Source organism: Blautia sp. SF-50 (assembly GCF_900101315.1).
In the GTDB taxonomy this organism is placed as follows: domain Bacteria; phylum Bacillota; class Clostridia; order Lachnospirales; family Lachnospiraceae; genus Blautia_A; species Blautia_A fusiformis.
In genome coordinates this window covers 75,015-90,127 of the sequence record NZ_FMUW01000009.1, presented here as the reverse complement: position 1 = coordinate 90,127, position 15,113 = coordinate 75,015, and the positions used below count along the sequence as shown (strand labels likewise).

Below are 15,113 nucleotides of genomic sequence, written 5' to 3'. Positions count from 1 at the left end.
TTCAGCTGTTTCAGGGAAGGAGCCTTGAGATTTGATTTCTTTTGTAAAAGGTACCGTAGCAGATATCGGTGAAAATTGTCTGGTTGTGGAAAATGGCGGAATTGGTTATGAGATTTATATGACAGGACAGGATCTTGGGAAAGCACGGATAGGCGATGAAAAGAAGATTCATACCTTTCTCTATGTGCGGGAGGATATTCTGCAGCTATATGGTTTTTTTTCGAAGGATGATCTTGGCATGTTCAAGCTTCTGATCGGTGTCAACGGAGTCGGACCTAAAGGCGCTCTGGGTATCCTTTCCGGAATCAGTGCAGACGAGCTTCGTTTTGCAGTGCTTTCCGATGATGTAAAAACAATCTCCAAGGCCCCTGGAATCGGGAAAAAGACAGCCCAGAAAATGATTCTGGAGCTGAAAGACAAGCTGAAGCTGGAAGATGCTTTTGAGATGAAACTGGCGCATCAGCAGGAAGAAGCAGCTGAGGGAGCATCTGATCTGAGGGATAGTCGTCAGGAAGCGGTGGAGGCGCTTGTCGCATTAGGATACAGTTCTGCAGATGCCCTTCGTGCAGTACGAAAGGTACCGGAAGATGTGCCGGCAGATGATGTAGAAGCAATTCTTCGGGCCGCACTGAAAAATTTTTAACGCCGTGAGTAAGAGCTAACATGCTCGCACTGAAATGAAATAGAACGGAGCATAGCAAATGGATAACAGGATCATTACAACAGATGTTACAGAAGAGGATTTTTCCCTGGAGGGAAATTTAAGGCCTCAGAGTCTGGATGAATATATTGGTCAACAGAAAACAAAAGATACCCTGAAGATTTATATCGAAGCAGCAAAGCAGCGCCATGATTCACTGGATCATGTGCTGTTTTATGGACCTCCGGGGCTGGGAAAGACTACACTTTCCGCGATCATTGCCAATGAGATGGGAACACATATGAAGGTAACATCAGGTCCTGCGATTGAAAAGCCAGGCGAAATGGCTGCGATCCTGAACAACCTTCAGGAAGGAGATGTGCTGTTTGTAGATGAGATACACAGACTGAACCGACAGGTAGAAGAGGTTCTTTACCCGGCCATGGAAGATTTTGCTATCGATATCATGATCGGCAAGGGAGCATCCGCCCGTTCCATTCGTCTGGACCTGCCGAAGTTTACATTGGTAGGTGCAACAACGAGGGCAGGTCTTCTTTCCGCACCGCTTCGTGATCGTTTTGGCGTAACACAGAGACTGGAGTTTTATGATAAAAAAGAACTGACGACGATCATTCTCCGTTCCGCTCAGGTGCTTGGCGTGGAAATCGAACCCAATGGAGCTGCCGAGATCGCCAAGCGTTCCAGAGGAACCCCCCGTCTGGCCAACCGTCTTCTGAAGAGAGTACGTGATTTTGCCCAGGTGAAGTATAACGGTGTGATCACCTACGATGTTGCCTGTTTTGCATTGGATCTTCTGGAGGTAGATCAGTATGGCCTCGATAAAACGGACCGCCGCATTCTCCAGACCTTGATCTTGAATTTCCAGGGCGGACCAGTGGGGCTTGAAACACTTGCCGCATCAATCGGAGAAGACTCCGGAACACTGGAAGATGTGTATGAACCCTATCTTTTACAGACAGGTTTCCTTAACAGAACTCCACGTGGAAGAATGGCTTCCGTGCTGGCATATACCCATCTTGGATATCCTCGTCCTGATTTGTCGACAAAGTAAAGGTCACCCGATAATTGCTCCTTGCTTGCCAGGAAAGCCTCTTATGTCTTGTGTTTTCGAATTTCCATTTGTAAAAATCTTCGAACACTTCTGCAAAAGTAGGCTGATATGTTCCCGCCTTGTAGGCTGTAAGGACCGTACCCCCCTTAATCCAGTCATCTGTATAAAACAGATGGCAGCAGGGCGGAGAACATTACCAAGTGCGTCAATTCTGGCCGGAGGATGAACCGCATAACAATTCCACCGTCCCGGTATTTCATCATCAAAATTCAACACACAGGATTTTTCTGCCTGAGTGTCAATACTTTTTCGAATAGCAATGCGATTACCACGGATCAGACCATCATTTTTTGAAGTGGACGTTCTTTTACTGTAAGACCGGCCTGAGCGGTAGTAGTTAAAAGTTGTTCGTAGGTCAAATAAATCACAGTCCTTTTAATTCAAATTACGGATTTTAAAGACGGATACGCATAACTATGCTCGTACATATACTCAGGAGCACAGTCAATATCTTCGTTCATCCAGGTGACGACTCCATCTACGATTTTGCAGTCTTTGAATATTTTTTCATCAGTTAATGGAGCAAAAGCGGGGCCATTTAATATGGAAGCATCAAAAAGTCGCTGTTCACCATTTGAAAAAGTGAGAAGCATTATCATATCATCAAATGTCTTTACTGCAATAATCTGTACATTTTCCGGGCGTTCACTAGCGTAAATATTTGCATTTCCCCTTTTTATTCCCATTGAGAATCATCATTTAATACTATAAAAATGTAATTTGACAAATATTTTAACCTTTCGTATAATATACTTAACAAGGGAGCTGGAAGGTGACTGCACTTCACCCAATCCAGCGACAATAGTTAGCTAAAAAATAGCCGTTGATCTCGCCAAAGATTAGGACGGCTATTTTTTATGTGCGTATGTAAGTATAATTACGATTAGATTAGCAACAGTTAAAATAATCATAAATGTCTCGTAATCGCTCATAAACTTCACCTCCTCCGTAAGGTGTCCGGATTTGGTAAAGAGCACGTCCCCCAGTTCCCTGGGTAAGTATATTATATTGTCAAAGTATCTGTCTGTCCGATCGGATATGTTCTATTCCCATTGAGAATCATCGTTCATAATATCTAGATCATGCTGAACACCTTCAGGAGTTTGTTCTACATCTGTTCTGACGTGAGCTGCAAGAAGATCTGCACAGGAATTATTTCTTTTGTATTTTTTTATTAACTTTTCCTCATATGTACGTATTCGTTTTTTTAGGGCCTCTCTTGCCTCCTCCAATTCTTTTGTTCTTTGAAACTCGACATTTATAACAGTGTCGATAATTTGACGACCATTTTCATCTAATGCCCGGTATTTTTTTATATGTTCAGTTTCAATGTAAGAAAGAGGAATATTTGAATCGGGATAAACACCATATATATCATTAATAGATACATTTAGTATTTTACATACTTCAAATAAAAAAACTGTAAAGGAGCATGAAAAATGTTTAAAAAATTTCGATGCAAAGTACCCATGAACCTGCAGAAATTACGGCCAGAAGATCATCAACATCCTGAATGACATATTATCTATTAAGGTATCAAAAACAGAAAAGGAGAGTAATACCATGAATATCAACACAAGCCTTATCAGTAACAACAACAGCTATGCAGGACAGACACCAGCGTATATCGTAATTCACAATACAGATAACTATGCGAAAGGTGCAAATGCGAAAGCGCATGCAAAAGCACAGCATGATGGCAACTTTAAGGGATATTCCGCACATGTATATGTGGACGACACAGAGGCGTATCAGGCGCTTCCGTACAACCGTGGAGCATGGCACGTGGGCGTCAACTACGGCGGTCGGCTGTTCGGTACTGTCAACAACAGAAATTCAGTAGGAATCGAGATGTGCGTTCAGGCGGGCTATAACTACGAGAAAGCTTTCCAGAATACAGTCCAGGTGTGCAAACAGCTTATGAAACAGCTGGGAATCCCGGCAGACAGAGTTGTGCAGCATTATGATGTATGTGCAAAGAACTGCCCGTCAGCAATCCGTGCAAAAGGTGACTGGAACCGGTTCAAGCAGCTGATCGGAGCTGAGACCACCACGCCAACGGTAGATAAGTATTATCGCACAAGAAAGTCCTGGGCTGACAGCAAGAGCCAGATTGGAGCATACAAGAGCCTTGAGAATGCAAAGAAAGAGTGGAAACAGGGCTACACCATCTATGATTGGAACGGAAAAGCAGTGTATCCTGTACAGACTTCAGAAAAGGCAGTAGTTCTGACAGGAAAATTTGAGACCCAGCTTCCGATCATCCGGAAAGGGAATTCCGGCGTTGCAGTTTCTGTGCTGCAGTCTGTACTTGGTGTTACTGTGGATGGCCATTTCGGAGACGATACAGAAGCATCTCTGAAAGTTTTCCAGAAAAACACAGGCGTAAAGGTAAGTGGAACCTGCGGTATTGATTCCTGGAAAAGGGTGATCGAACACATGAAAGCCAACACTCATAATTGAGAAAAACATTTGCATCTTTAAGGAAAATATTGTAATCGACAAAATAATAGAAAAACTTCTATACATTTTTGCGGGAATCAGTTATAATAAAAGAAATTGTGGGTTGTAAGACCGGCAATGCAGAGGAATGTTATTGAGGAAATTACCAGTAACAGATAAATTCAGGAGGCTTTACGAATGGCGGTAAAGAATACAGCACAGGTTGTTATCGATGGAAAGATCATTACTCTGGGCGGGTATGAGTCCGAGGAATATTTTCAGAAGGTTGCAGCCTATATGAATAATAAGATCAGTGAGCTGAGTCAGATGCCGGGATACTCCAGACAGGCCATGGAGACCAAACATACACTGCTCAGTCTGAATATTACAGATGATTATTTTAAGGCAAAGAAGCAGGCGGAGATTTTTGAACAGGATCTGCAGCAGAAAGACCAGGAGATGTATGATCTGAAACATGAACTGATTTCTTTGAAAATGCAGATTGAAGAGGCGAAGAAGGCAGAACAGGAAGCTCAGGAACAGAAGAATCTTCTGGACGGTAAGGTGAAGGAACTGGAGAAAGAACTTGATGAACTGCTTAAATAAGGATGGGGGATTGCTTCGGTAATCCTCTTTTGTTTTATGGTCATCGGATTGATTAACAGATGGGAGATGAGGGAATACTTTGAAAAATATGATAACAGAACTGCTCTCGCCGGCAGGTTCTTATGAAAGCTTTGAGGCAGCTATTGGTGCCGGGGCTGATGCGGTATATGTAGGAGGACCGGCTTTTGGAGCAAGAGCTTATGCGCAGAACTTCACCCAGGAAGAGCTGATCACTGCCATTGAGACCGCACATATCCATAACCGTAAATTATATCTTACTGTGAATACACTTTTGAAGAACCGTGAACTGGATGATCAGCTGTTTGAATATCTGCTTCCATATTATGAGGCAGGTCTGGATGCGGTGATCGTACAGGATCTGGGAGTATTTTCTTTTATACGCCGGAATTTCCCGGATCTGGATATTCACGCAAGCACACAGATGACAGTAACCGGACCGGAGGGAATGCGGTTTCTGGAGGAAAAGGGAGCAACTCGTGTGGTTCCGGCCAGAGAGCTTTCCCTGGAAGAGATATCTGCCATGCATAAGGCAAGTCCTCTGGAAATAGAGACTTTTATCCATGGAGCTCTCTGTTACAGCTATTCCGGCCAGTGTCTGATGAGCAGTATTTTCGGTGGAAGAAGCGGAAACCGTGGCCGCTGTGCGCAGCCATGCAGGCTTCCTTACAGTGTAACCATGGATCACAGAAAATATAAAGGAGACAAGGATTTTTGTGCATTAAGCCTGAAAGATATCTGCACTTTGGATATTCTTCCGGATATCCTGGAGGCGGGTGTTATGTCTCTGAAGATCGAAGGGCGTATGAAACAGCCGGCGTACACAGCGGGCGTCACGGCAGTATATCGAAAATATCTGGATATGTATTTAAGTGGAAAAGAATATCACGTTCAGGAAAAAGACCGGAAGTATCTTCTTGAGCTTTTCAGTCGTGGAGGATCCTGCAAAGGATACTATGATATGTATCGCGGACCGGAAATGATGGCTTTTGCCAATGAAAAAAAATCCGGTAATATCCAGCCGGAGATCAGAAAAATAAAAGAAAAAATTCATGGGAATTTAATACTTTCTCCTGAAAGTCCTGTTATACTGGAAATAACCTGCAAGGGCCAGACAGTAACTGCTATGGGCGGTGAGGTACAGTTTGCTAAAAATCAGCCAATGGAAGAACAGAGGATCCGTCAGCAGATGGAGAAACTGGGAAATACAGATTTTCAGTGGGAGGATCTGAACATTGAAATAAATGGAAGGATTTTTGTTCCGGTTAAAGTTCTCAATGAAGTACGAAGAGATGCTCTGAGTCAGCTGCGGGAAGCACTGATCGGATGTCAGAAGAGAGCACAGGTTACGAAGCAGCCGACGAAATCTAAGGATCAGGCTGCCTGTCACAGAAGGGTAACAGACAGCCTGCCTGTGTATGTATCCTGTGAACGTTCGGATACTGCGGAAGTACTTTTGAACGAACCGGGGATTACAGGTTTTTATTTTCCTTTTGATACTATGGAAAAATATTTTTCACCGGAACTTGCTGCAAGCAGTGAATTATATCTTTCTACTCCACATATCCATCGCGGAGAAATCCCCGAAAAGTGGCTTCGATCAGCTCAAAAATGGTTGGAGCAGGGTATGAAGGGTTTTCTGGTAAGAAATCTGGAATCTTACGCCATACTGAAAAAAATGGGATATGGCGAAAAATGTATCCTGGATGCATCCATGTATACCTGGAATGATCAGAGCGTTGATTTCTGGCGGGAAGAGGGAGTTCTTCGAAATACAGTCCCCCTTGAGTTGAATGAGGGTGAACTGAAACACAGAGATAATACTTCTTCGGAGCTGCTTTTATATGGTTATATCCCACTGATGCTTTCCGCGCAGTGTGTAAGGAAGAATCTTTTCGGATGTACAGGAAAATATGAGACGGCTTATCTGAAAGACCGCTATAACAGTGAATTTCCGGTAAAATGCAGTTGTGATCCATGGGGAAAAAACATCTCCGAAAAAGCAAAATACTGTTATAATATCATTTATAACAGCATTCCTTACGGACTTCCGGGTGAAAAAGATCAGGTAAAAAAACTGAACCTTCACTCTTTGCGGCTGGCATTTACGATCGAAGAGCCAGAGAAAGCAAAAGCGATCCTGAAAGAATTCCTGACGGTTTATCAGGAAAACGGAAAACCTTCCGGACGCAGGTATACAAAAGGCCATTTTAAAAGAGGAGCCGAGTAAAAGTGTATGATTAATGTAATTACAGAATTATCTAAGTATGTGATCCTCACATTGATGATCGTCTATACCTTTCATTGTTTTTATATGGTGTGGCGGCAGGATGAGGAAGAAAAGAGAGAACTGCTCCATCAGCAGCTGACCATGATCTTTTTTATTGATTTTACAGCATTTCTTGTGATCTATTTAAAAAGCATGGATTTCAGGGTCATCCTGTTCTATATCGAAATGATGATCTTTTTTGCAGCGATCCAGATCCTTTATCGAATTATTTATCAGAATGCATCGCTGCTTCTTTTAAATAATATGTGTATGCTCCTGAGCGTAGGATTTATCATGCTCTGCCGGCTTTCACTTCCGTCTGCAACTAAGCAGCTTCTGATCGTGGCCGTAGGTAGTGCAGTATCACTGGTGATACCGGTAATGATACGAAAAATGAAATTTTTAAAGGATCTTACATGGGCTTATGCCGGAATTGGTATTGTACTTCTGGCGGCAGTTCTTGTTCTGGCAAGCACAAGCTACGGTGCAAAGCTTTCTCTTATGGGAATCCAGCCTTCCGAGGTGATCAAGATAACCTTCGTATTTTTTATGGCATCACTTCTGTGTACCAAGGTGGATTTTCGCAAAGTAGTACTGGCTACGATCGTTGCAGTGATCCATGTAGGGATCCTGGTTCTTTCCAGGGATCTGGGTAGTGCAGTAATCTTTTTTGTCACCTACCTTGTACTGATCTATGTGGCAACCAGAAATCCGAGCTATTTATTTCTGGGACTTGGCGGAGGATGCTTTGGTTCGGTGATCGCATATCATCTTTTTGGACATGTCCGTCAGCGAGTCAGTGCCTGGAAGGATCCGATGGCTGTCTATCAAAATGAAGGTTATCAGATCGTGCAGTCTCTGTTTGCGATCGGAACCGGAGGCTGGTTTGGAATGGGACTTTGTCAGGGCTCTCCGGAGAAGATTCCGGTCGTAAAAAATGATTTTATCTTCAGTGCTATTTGCGAGGAACTGGGTGGCATTTTTGCCATCTGCCTGATTCTTGTATGCACAAGCTTTTTTCTGATGATCGTTACTATTGCACTAAAGATCAGGAATCCGTTTTATAAACTGATCGCACTGGGGCTCGGAACTGAATATGCTTTTCAGGTATTTCTGACCATTGGCGGTGCAACCAAGTTTATTCCAATGACAGGAGTTACACTTCCGCTGGTGAGTTACGGAGGCAGTTCTGTCATGTGTACCATCCTGATGCTTGCGATCATTCAGGGACTGTATATTCTGAGGGAAGATGAGGACGAACAAATTGAAACGCAGCGAAAAGAAACGATTGAAAGAAGAGGAAAGAGAGCAACGCCTGAGAGAAAGAGAAATCGCCAGACTCCGTAGAAAAAAGAACCGGCCTTTAACTTTTGTATCGGCCTTCTTTATATTGATCTTTGTCAGTCTGATCGGATATCTGGTCTATTTTGACGCCATAAAAAGCGAAGATTTTATCAACAGCCCGTACAACACCCGTCAGGATACATTTTCGGACCGGGTAGTACGTGGAAGTATCCAGTCTTCGGATGGTGAGGTTCTGGCACAGACCAATGTGTATGAAGATGGAACAGAAGAGAGAACGTATCCGTTTTCCAATATTTTTGCACATGCAGTAGGATATGATACCAATGGTAAGAGTGGTTTGGAATCGGAAGCAAATTTCCAGCTTCTCACCTCACATTCATTTTTTCTGGAACAGATGAAAAATGAATTCCTGGGAAAAAAGAATCAGGGTGATACCGTGATCTCCAGTCTGAATGCAGATCTTCAGACAACGGCATACAATTCTCTGGGAGACCGGAGAGGAGCGGTAGTTGTACTGGAACCATCCACCGGACGTATCCTGGCTATGGTGAGCAAACCGGATTTTGATCCGAACACGATCGCACAGAACTGGGATACCCTTGTTAATGATGAAAGTAACAGTAGCCTTTTAAACCGTGCAACCAATGGAGCTTATCCTCCGGGATCAACATTTAAGATCGTCACGGCACTGGATTATTTCAGACAAAAGGGATCACTGGAGGGATATTCCTATCTGTGTCAGGGAAGTATCACAGTGGATGACCACACGATCCAGTGTTACAATGGTGCAGTACATGGACAGGAGGATTTTTATTCCGCATTTGCACATTCCTGTAATTGTGCATTTGCAGATATGGGCCTTGGTCTGGGAGGAGATACTCTGAAAAGTACTGCAGAGGATCTGCTCTTTAATAGGGCGCTTCCGCTGAATTCCTATAAAACCAGTCGCTTTACCCTTGATAAAGATTCTCCGAATGCACTTGTGATGCAGACCTCGATCGGCCAGGGTAACACTCTTGTTTCTCCGATGCATATGGCATTGATCACAAGTGCCATCGCCAATGATGGTATACTGATGAAGCCAACCATGATCGATAAGATCGTGAATAATTCCGGTGATACGGTCAGGGAAACAGAAAAAACAGAATACAAACGTCTGATGACAAGAAATGAAGCCAATATCCTTGGAAAACTAATGAAAAATGTAGTTGAAAACGGTACGGCTTCCGCATTGAACGGACGAGGATATACTGTTGCCGGAAAGACCGGTTCTGCGGAGTTTGATGAAAATGGTTCCAGTCATTCCTGGTTTGTGGGTTATTCTAATGTAGATGATCCGGATATCGCCATTGCAGTGATCGTGGAAAACGGCGGAACCGGAAGCGAAGCGGCAGTTCCCATTGCGGCCGATGTTTTTGATGCATATTATTTCGATTAAATTGAGAACAGTATCTGCTTCTTGCCCCTTGCCTATAAGGTGAAAAAGAGGTATACTATAGCCAGTGCAAAAGACACACGCATTACAGGAGGATTGCAATATGATAGAAGCAACAAGCTGTGGCGGTGTGGTAATTCATCGGGGTAAGATCCTGGCATTGTATAAATCCTACAGGAACCGTTATGAAGGATGGGTGCTTCCCAAAGGAACTGTAGAAAAAGGAGAGACTTTTGAACAGACTGCTTTACGTGAAGTAATGGAAGAAGCAGGTGTTCGGGCCTCTATCGTGAAATATATCGGTAAGAGCCAGTATAATTTCACCGTTCCGGAGGATGTGGTAATGAAAGAGGTACACTGGTATCTCATGATAGCTGATAATTATCATAGCAAACCCCAGCGAGAGGAATATTTTGTAGATTCCGGATACTATAAGTTTCATGAGATCTATCATCTTCTCCGTTTTTCCAACGAGAAGCATATCGTGGAACAGGCCTATCAGGAGTATCTGGAAATGCGAAGTGAGGGCGTCTGGGCGAAACAGCAGAAGTATTTTTAACAACAGGACAGGGCTGTGTACTTACGCAGCCCTGTTTGGCATTATAGACGGAGGTGATGGCAGATTGCTGAAATGGATGAAAAACTATTACATAGGAAATGATGTAAAAAATCCTACTAGAATAAGAACCAGGATCACTGCTGGTAAATTCGTGCCGGATATCTACGTTGTTACTTTGTCTGATAATCCCGGAAATATTTTGGAAATTCTTCCTGCAGGCATGCTTGTACAGCGAAGCGCCAGAGCCACCTGTCCTTTGATCGTTGGAATGGCCAGAGGAAAATCTGGTGCTATACAGATGGTACAGGATATGATCGAACAGGTTTATACCAAAACTGGAAATTTTAAAATAAAAGAATATCTGAAAAACAGGTGAACCAATGCTGCATATATTATGGCTGATAATAAAATGGATATTGATCCTTCTGGGGATCCTGATCGGGCTGATCTTTCTGATCCTGCTGCTTCTTTTATTCTGTCCGATCAGATACAGAGGGAAATTAAAAAAAGACCGTACGGATAGTCTTCGCGAAATACATGCTACCGGTGAAGTGAGCTGGCTGCTTCATATAATATCTGCACAGGTATTCTGGGAGCAGGGCGTTCTGAAAACAAAAATATGTTTTTTAGGGATTCCGTTGGAAAAATTTAAAAATCTGTTTCGTAAAAAAAAGGAACCTAGATCTCTTTCCAACTCCGGAAATCAAAATGCCAAAAAACAGGCAGAGGCTTCCAGAAGCCATGAAAAGACATCAAAAAACGAAAATCAGAACGATACCGCAGAGCTGCAAATGTCTGAGCCTCAGAAAGATACTGTTGAAGATATAAATGAAATTTCGGAAAATGTAATAATGGAGCCGATATCGATTTCCGAAGAAATATCGGAAGATGAAAAGAAGCTTCGGACAAAGATTGCAGATTTAATTTCGAATATAGTGGGAAAAATAAAAACGGCAGTTGGAAAGCTGATCCGAATCGTACAGAATTTTCTTGGAATCCCCAAAAGGATTCTGAAAAAAATGCAAAGTCTTGCATTAACAATCCGGAATTTCTGTGATAAGATAAACTGGTGGAAAGAATTTTTAGACCATCCCCGAACCAAAGAGGCTCTTTCCTTTCTGTGGAAAAATGCAAAAAAACTGATTTATCATGTGCTTCCGACAAGGATCACCGGAAAAATCACATTTGGCAATGAAGATCCGGCAGTTACAGGTATGGTATTGGCTGTATTAGGAATGACGATTCCTTTTCATAAAAACAAGATCGAAGTAGCGCCCCTTTTTGATGATGAAAATGTTCTTGAGGGAGAGATCCTGTTAAAGGGAAGGATTTATGGAATTGTAGTTCTCAAAACAGCAGCAGAGCTTTATTTCAATAAAAATATAAAATACGTCATCCACCGATGGAGACATAAGGAGGTAAAACATGGAGAAAGAGAATAATTTCAAAGATACCGTGAATTCATTATTTAAAGGAATGGATGGCTTTGTATCGGCCAAAACAGTGGTTGGCGATGCCATTCATGTAGGTGATACCATTATCCTTCCTCTGGTCGATGTATCCTTCGGCGTGGGAGCCGGAGCTTTTGAAGGGGACAAGAAGAACAATGGCGGCGGAGGTCTTGCCGGAAAGATGTCTCCCTGTGCAGTGCTTGTGATCCAGAATGGAAGCACCAAACTTGTAAACGTAAAAAATCAGGATGGCCTTACCAAGGTTCTGGATATGGTGCCGGATTTTGTGAACCGTTTTGCGCCAGGTGCAGGCAATGCTGAGGATACAGACGGGAAAGAAGAGTAGTATTCCATTTAGATTTCATGCATATACTGTAATAAAAAACAGGAAATGAGCAGACAGGAGTGGGAAAGCTAACTGGTTTTATGCTGTTTTTTATTGGTGTGGGCATGGTTCTTGGTATCCTTATTACAGAGAATTTTATTGTGATCGCAATGGCAGTCATATGTCTGCTGTGCGGATATCATATGTTTTGCAGATAAGCGGGAAGTGTGCACCTGGCATGCTTCCCGCTTGTAATTTATCTGTCTTGAAGATAAAAAAACAGCCCCCGCATTCTACGGGGGCATACGATATTACTTACGCTCTTTCAACTTTTCCGGATCTTAAACAAGAAGTACATACATACATTTTCTTTGCTCCGCCGGCAGTTGTTTTTACTCTGACGGATTTAACGTTAGATTTCCACATTTTGTTGGATCTTCTATGGGAATGACTCACATTGTTTCCGAAATGAGCTCCTTTATCGCAGATTGCACATTTAGCCATGAATAGCACCTCCTTTTATCAACAGTCACCATTTTAACAGATGAATTGCTCTTTTGCAAGCAAAAAAAGGAAATTTATCAAAAATTCTGCAAAGAGTTTTAAGGAAAGTATTCCATACCTCCGGGAACAGGGCGGATCATGTTGGAATTAAGCGTTGTGTGTATGGTTTAGATCAATTTGAAACATAGAAAATTACCTAGTGCGAATTAATTTATCGATTTTTCTTTGGCCTGGTCTCTTTCCTGAATCTGAATAGAACATATTCTTGCTGAACTGGCATATGAGGATAGAAAAACCGGGAAAATGCGAAAGAATTTGGCAGGTAGTTCGGAATCCGAAAATGTGGTATGATTATAGGTAGAATATCAGAAACGTCAGGAGTTGAATGGATTGTGAAGAAAGAAGAAATTTTCGAATATGTGCAGAAACAGTATGGCACAATTCCGGAATATTTATGGAGTAAATCGCCAGACAGTGCAGTACTTCGACATAAAAACGGAAAATGGTATGCAGTGATCATGACTGTCGAAAAATCGAAACTGGGATTAGAAGGAAAAGAGTCGGTTGATATCATGGATGTAAAGTGTGATCCGGACATGACGAATTTGATTATTCAGACGCATGGATTTTTACCTGGATACCATATGAACAAGCAGCACTGGATCACGATTTTACTGGATGGTTCGGTCAGTAAAGCAAAGATACTGGACTTTTTGGACATGAGTTATGACCTGATTGATGGCGCAGGCAGAAAGGAAAACAAATGAAAAAAGCAATCATATATGCATCGGTACATCATGGAAATACAGAAAAATTAGTAAAGAGCATAGCAGAAGAGTGTCAGGTTGATTTGATTGATGTTGTAAAACAACCCGATGCAGATCTGAGCAGTTATGATATGATTGGGTTTGCATCAGGAATCTATTTTTCAAAATTTCATCAGTCGATATTGGGATTTGCAGAGAAGAATCTACCGGACGACAAAAAGGTATTTCTGATCTGTACTTATGGTGGAAGTGCCAATTATAAATCCATAGAGCAGATTTTGGATAAAAAGCGTTCTAAAGTGATAGGAAAATTCGGGTGCAAGGGCTATGACACATTTGGCCCATTTAAACTGGTTGGTGGAATTGCAAAAGGGCATCCAGATGAAGAAGATATAAAAAATGCAGTTGAGTTTGTAAAAGGATTATAAGTAAATAAACGAAAAAGAAAAACCGGTTTCATAGTATCGGTCGGCATGTTCCATCACAATCAGGGATTTCCCTTCACTAGAGTGGATGAGCTTAATTTTCTATAAGATAAAACAAGTTGAACTCTATCATTGCGTAATTATGAAAAAAGCAATATATTCATACCGTGAAGTCTGGAAAGTGTTGATTTTAAGCCATTTCTGGATATGTGGGGTGATTCAGAGATATGGTTTTGTGACGTTTTTAGGACAAACGCCAGAAAATATGGAGAGCTCCATGACGTTTTGAGTTGACTTTTTTCCGGTAATAGCATATGATAATAACAGCTAAGGAATGTGGTGAGATTCCAAGTGGCAAAGTGAAAGCCCCCAGAGTTGCAGCTCTGGGGGCTTTCTTGCTCGTTACGGTGAGTTATTCCGTTTAGGCTGTTGCTGCCTATCGTCTACCGTCCAGCCGTTTGCATATGTAGTAGCTAACTACGCCTGCTACAACGGAGACAAGGAATGAGGTGAGAATTTCTTCCATCGTGGCCACCTCCTTTCTGCTGGAGGTTCGACAGCTCTTTTAGTATAGCATAGGTTAGAACGATTTGAAATATAGAAAATTACCCGGTATTGTGGCTTTTTATTTTGACAATTTTTGTGACAAATAAAAGAAAACAGACGCAATCAGACGAAGAGTTGCCGTATACAAAAGCACTGGAAACCATTGAAAATAAAGGATTTTTTCTATAAGATAAAACAAGTTGAACTCTATCATTGCGTAATTATAAAAAAAAGGTTATAATAGTTTTATATAATTTAATCTGAATGAAACAATGGAGGTAACCATATGAATGGACGTATAGATTCCGGATTGGGTCAGATCGTAATTGATACAGATGTCATTGCGACTTATGCCGGCAGTGTGGCGGTAGAGTGTTTTGGTATCATCGGAATGGCAGCTATCAGTATGAAGGATGGCCTGGTCAAGCTTTTGCGTATTGACAGCCTGAAACATGGTATCAGTGTTAAGATCACGGATGATAATAAGATCCGGCTGAATTTTCATGTCATCGTAGCATATGGCGTGAATATCAGTACTATTGCGGACAATCTTGTCAACAATGTAAAATATAAAGTCGAAGCCTTTACAGGAATGGAGATTGAAAAGATCAACATTATGGTTGAGGGCGTGCGTGCAATAGATTAGTTTTAGAGGAGGAACTTGTGGTGAATAACAAAACCATAGATGC

At 42.1% G+C, this 15,113-nt stretch carries 17 protein-coding genes; 14 read left to right on the top strand and 3 right to left on the bottom strand.

The window, feature by feature from the left end:
- Positions 1–31 precede the first annotated feature (31 nt).
- On the top strand, positions 32–643 hold the full coding sequence (gene ruvA, locus BLP57_RS07810) for a Holliday junction branch migration protein RuvA (protein WP_022426699.1): 612 nt from the start codon (positions 32–34) through the stop codon (positions 641–643).
- 58 nt (positions 644–701) lie between these two features.
- A complete protein-coding gene (gene ruvB, locus BLP57_RS07805; RefSeq protein WP_092070622.1) occupies positions 702–1,712 on the top strand; it encodes a Holliday junction branch migration DNA helicase RuvB in 1,011 nt (336 codons plus the stop codon).
- Between the two features lie 440 nt (positions 1,713–2,152).
- On the opposite strand, the gene BLP57_RS07800 is transcribed toward ruvB, so the two are convergent.
- Positions 2,153–2,458, bottom strand: coding sequence for a DUF2442 domain-containing protein (locus BLP57_RS07800; protein ID WP_092070618.1), 306 nt, complete (start codon positions 2,456–2,458; stop codon positions 2,153–2,155).
- Between the two features lie 357 nt (positions 2,459–2,815).
- Entirely contained in the window at positions 2,816–3,004 is a 189-nt protein-coding gene (locus tag BLP57_RS17815) for a hypothetical protein (protein ID WP_175442960.1), read from the bottom strand.
- Between the two features lie 331 nt (positions 3,005–3,335).
- Here BLP57_RS17815 and BLP57_RS18225 point away from each other — a divergent pair, with 331 nt between their 5' ends.
- The 9 genes from BLP57_RS18225 to BLP57_RS07750 all read left to right on the top strand — a co-directional run bounded on the left by BLP57_RS18225 (position 3,336) and on the right by BLP57_RS07750 (position 12,203).
- On the top strand, positions 3,336–4,235 hold the full coding sequence (locus BLP57_RS18225) for a peptidoglycan recognition protein family protein (protein WP_092070615.1): 900 nt from the start codon (positions 3,336–3,338) through the stop codon (positions 4,233–4,235).
- A gap of 177 nt (positions 4,236–4,412) precedes the next feature.
- Positions 4,413–4,820, top strand: a complete 408-nt coding sequence (locus tag BLP57_RS07785) for a cell division protein ZapA (protein ID WP_015524889.1) — start codon at positions 4,413–4,415, stop codon at positions 4,818–4,820.
- An 88-nt stretch (positions 4,821–4,908) separates the two neighbouring features.
- Complete coding sequence (locus tag BLP57_RS07780; protein ID WP_092070677.1) at positions 4,909–7,068, top strand: peptidase U32 family protein; 2,160 nt, start codon at positions 4,909–4,911, stop codon at positions 7,066–7,068.
- 6 nt (positions 7,069–7,074) lie between these two features.
- Positions 7,075–8,454, top strand: a complete 1,380-nt coding sequence (locus BLP57_RS07775) for an FtsW/RodA/SpoVE family cell cycle protein (protein ID WP_092070612.1) — start codon at positions 7,075–7,077, stop codon at positions 8,452–8,454.
- A complete protein-coding gene (locus BLP57_RS07770; protein WP_092070609.1) occupies positions 8,357–9,850 on the top strand; it encodes a peptidoglycan D,D-transpeptidase FtsI family protein in 1,494 nt (497 codons plus the stop codon). The genes BLP57_RS07775 and BLP57_RS07770 overlap by 98 nt, the downstream gene beginning before the upstream one ends.
- 100 nt (positions 9,851–9,950) lie before the next feature.
- On the top strand, positions 9,951–10,406 hold the full coding sequence (locus BLP57_RS07765; RefSeq protein WP_015524893.1) for an NUDIX hydrolase: 456 nt from the start codon (positions 9,951–9,953) through the stop codon (positions 10,404–10,406).
- Positions 10,407–10,470: 64 nt separating this feature from the next.
- Positions 10,471–10,782 (top strand): hypothetical protein, encoded by a 312-nt coding sequence (locus tag BLP57_RS07760; protein ID WP_092070606.1) that lies wholly within the window; start codon positions 10,471–10,473, stop codon positions 10,780–10,782.
- Positions 10,783–10,786: 4 nt separating this feature from the next.
- Positions 10,787–11,848 (top strand): DUF2953 domain-containing protein, encoded by a 1,062-nt coding sequence (locus tag BLP57_RS07755; protein WP_092070603.1) that lies wholly within the window; start codon positions 10,787–10,789, stop codon positions 11,846–11,848.
- Positions 11,832–12,203, top strand: coding sequence for a GerW family sporulation protein (locus tag BLP57_RS07750; protein ID WP_015524896.1), 372 nt, complete (start codon positions 11,832–11,834; stop codon positions 12,201–12,203). The genes BLP57_RS07755 and BLP57_RS07750 overlap by 17 nt, the downstream gene beginning before the upstream one ends.
- Positions 12,204–12,497: 294 nt before the next feature.
- Here BLP57_RS07750 and rpmB read toward each other — a convergent pair whose 3' ends face one another.
- Positions 12,498–12,686 (bottom strand): 50S ribosomal protein L28, encoded by a 189-nt coding sequence (gene rpmB / locus BLP57_RS07745; protein ID WP_015524898.1) that lies wholly within the window; start codon positions 12,684–12,686, stop codon positions 12,498–12,500.
- Between the two features lie 392 nt (positions 12,687–13,078).
- Between rpmB and BLP57_RS07740 the strand changes: the two genes are divergently transcribed.
- The 3 genes from BLP57_RS07740 to BLP57_RS07730 all read left to right on the top strand — a co-directional run bounded on the left by BLP57_RS07740 (position 13,079) and on the right by BLP57_RS07730 (position 15,070).
- Entirely contained in the window at positions 13,079–13,453 is a 375-nt protein-coding gene (locus tag BLP57_RS07740; protein WP_092070600.1) for an MmcQ/YjbR family DNA-binding protein, read from the top strand.
- Positions 13,450–13,881 carry a flavodoxin family protein gene (locus BLP57_RS07735; RefSeq protein ID WP_092070597.1) on the top strand — a complete coding sequence of 144 codons (432 nt, stop codon included), beginning with the start codon at positions 13,450–13,452 and terminating at the stop codon, positions 13,879–13,881. The genes BLP57_RS07740 and BLP57_RS07735 overlap by 4 nt, the downstream gene beginning before the upstream one ends.
- A gap of 829 nt (positions 13,882–14,710) precedes the next feature.
- Positions 14,711–15,070 carry an Asp23/Gls24 family envelope stress response protein gene (locus BLP57_RS07730; protein ID WP_015524900.1) on the top strand — a complete coding sequence of 120 codons (360 nt, stop codon included), beginning with the start codon at positions 14,711–14,713 and terminating at the stop codon, positions 15,068–15,070.
- Positions 15,071–15,113: the final 43 nt, after the last annotated feature.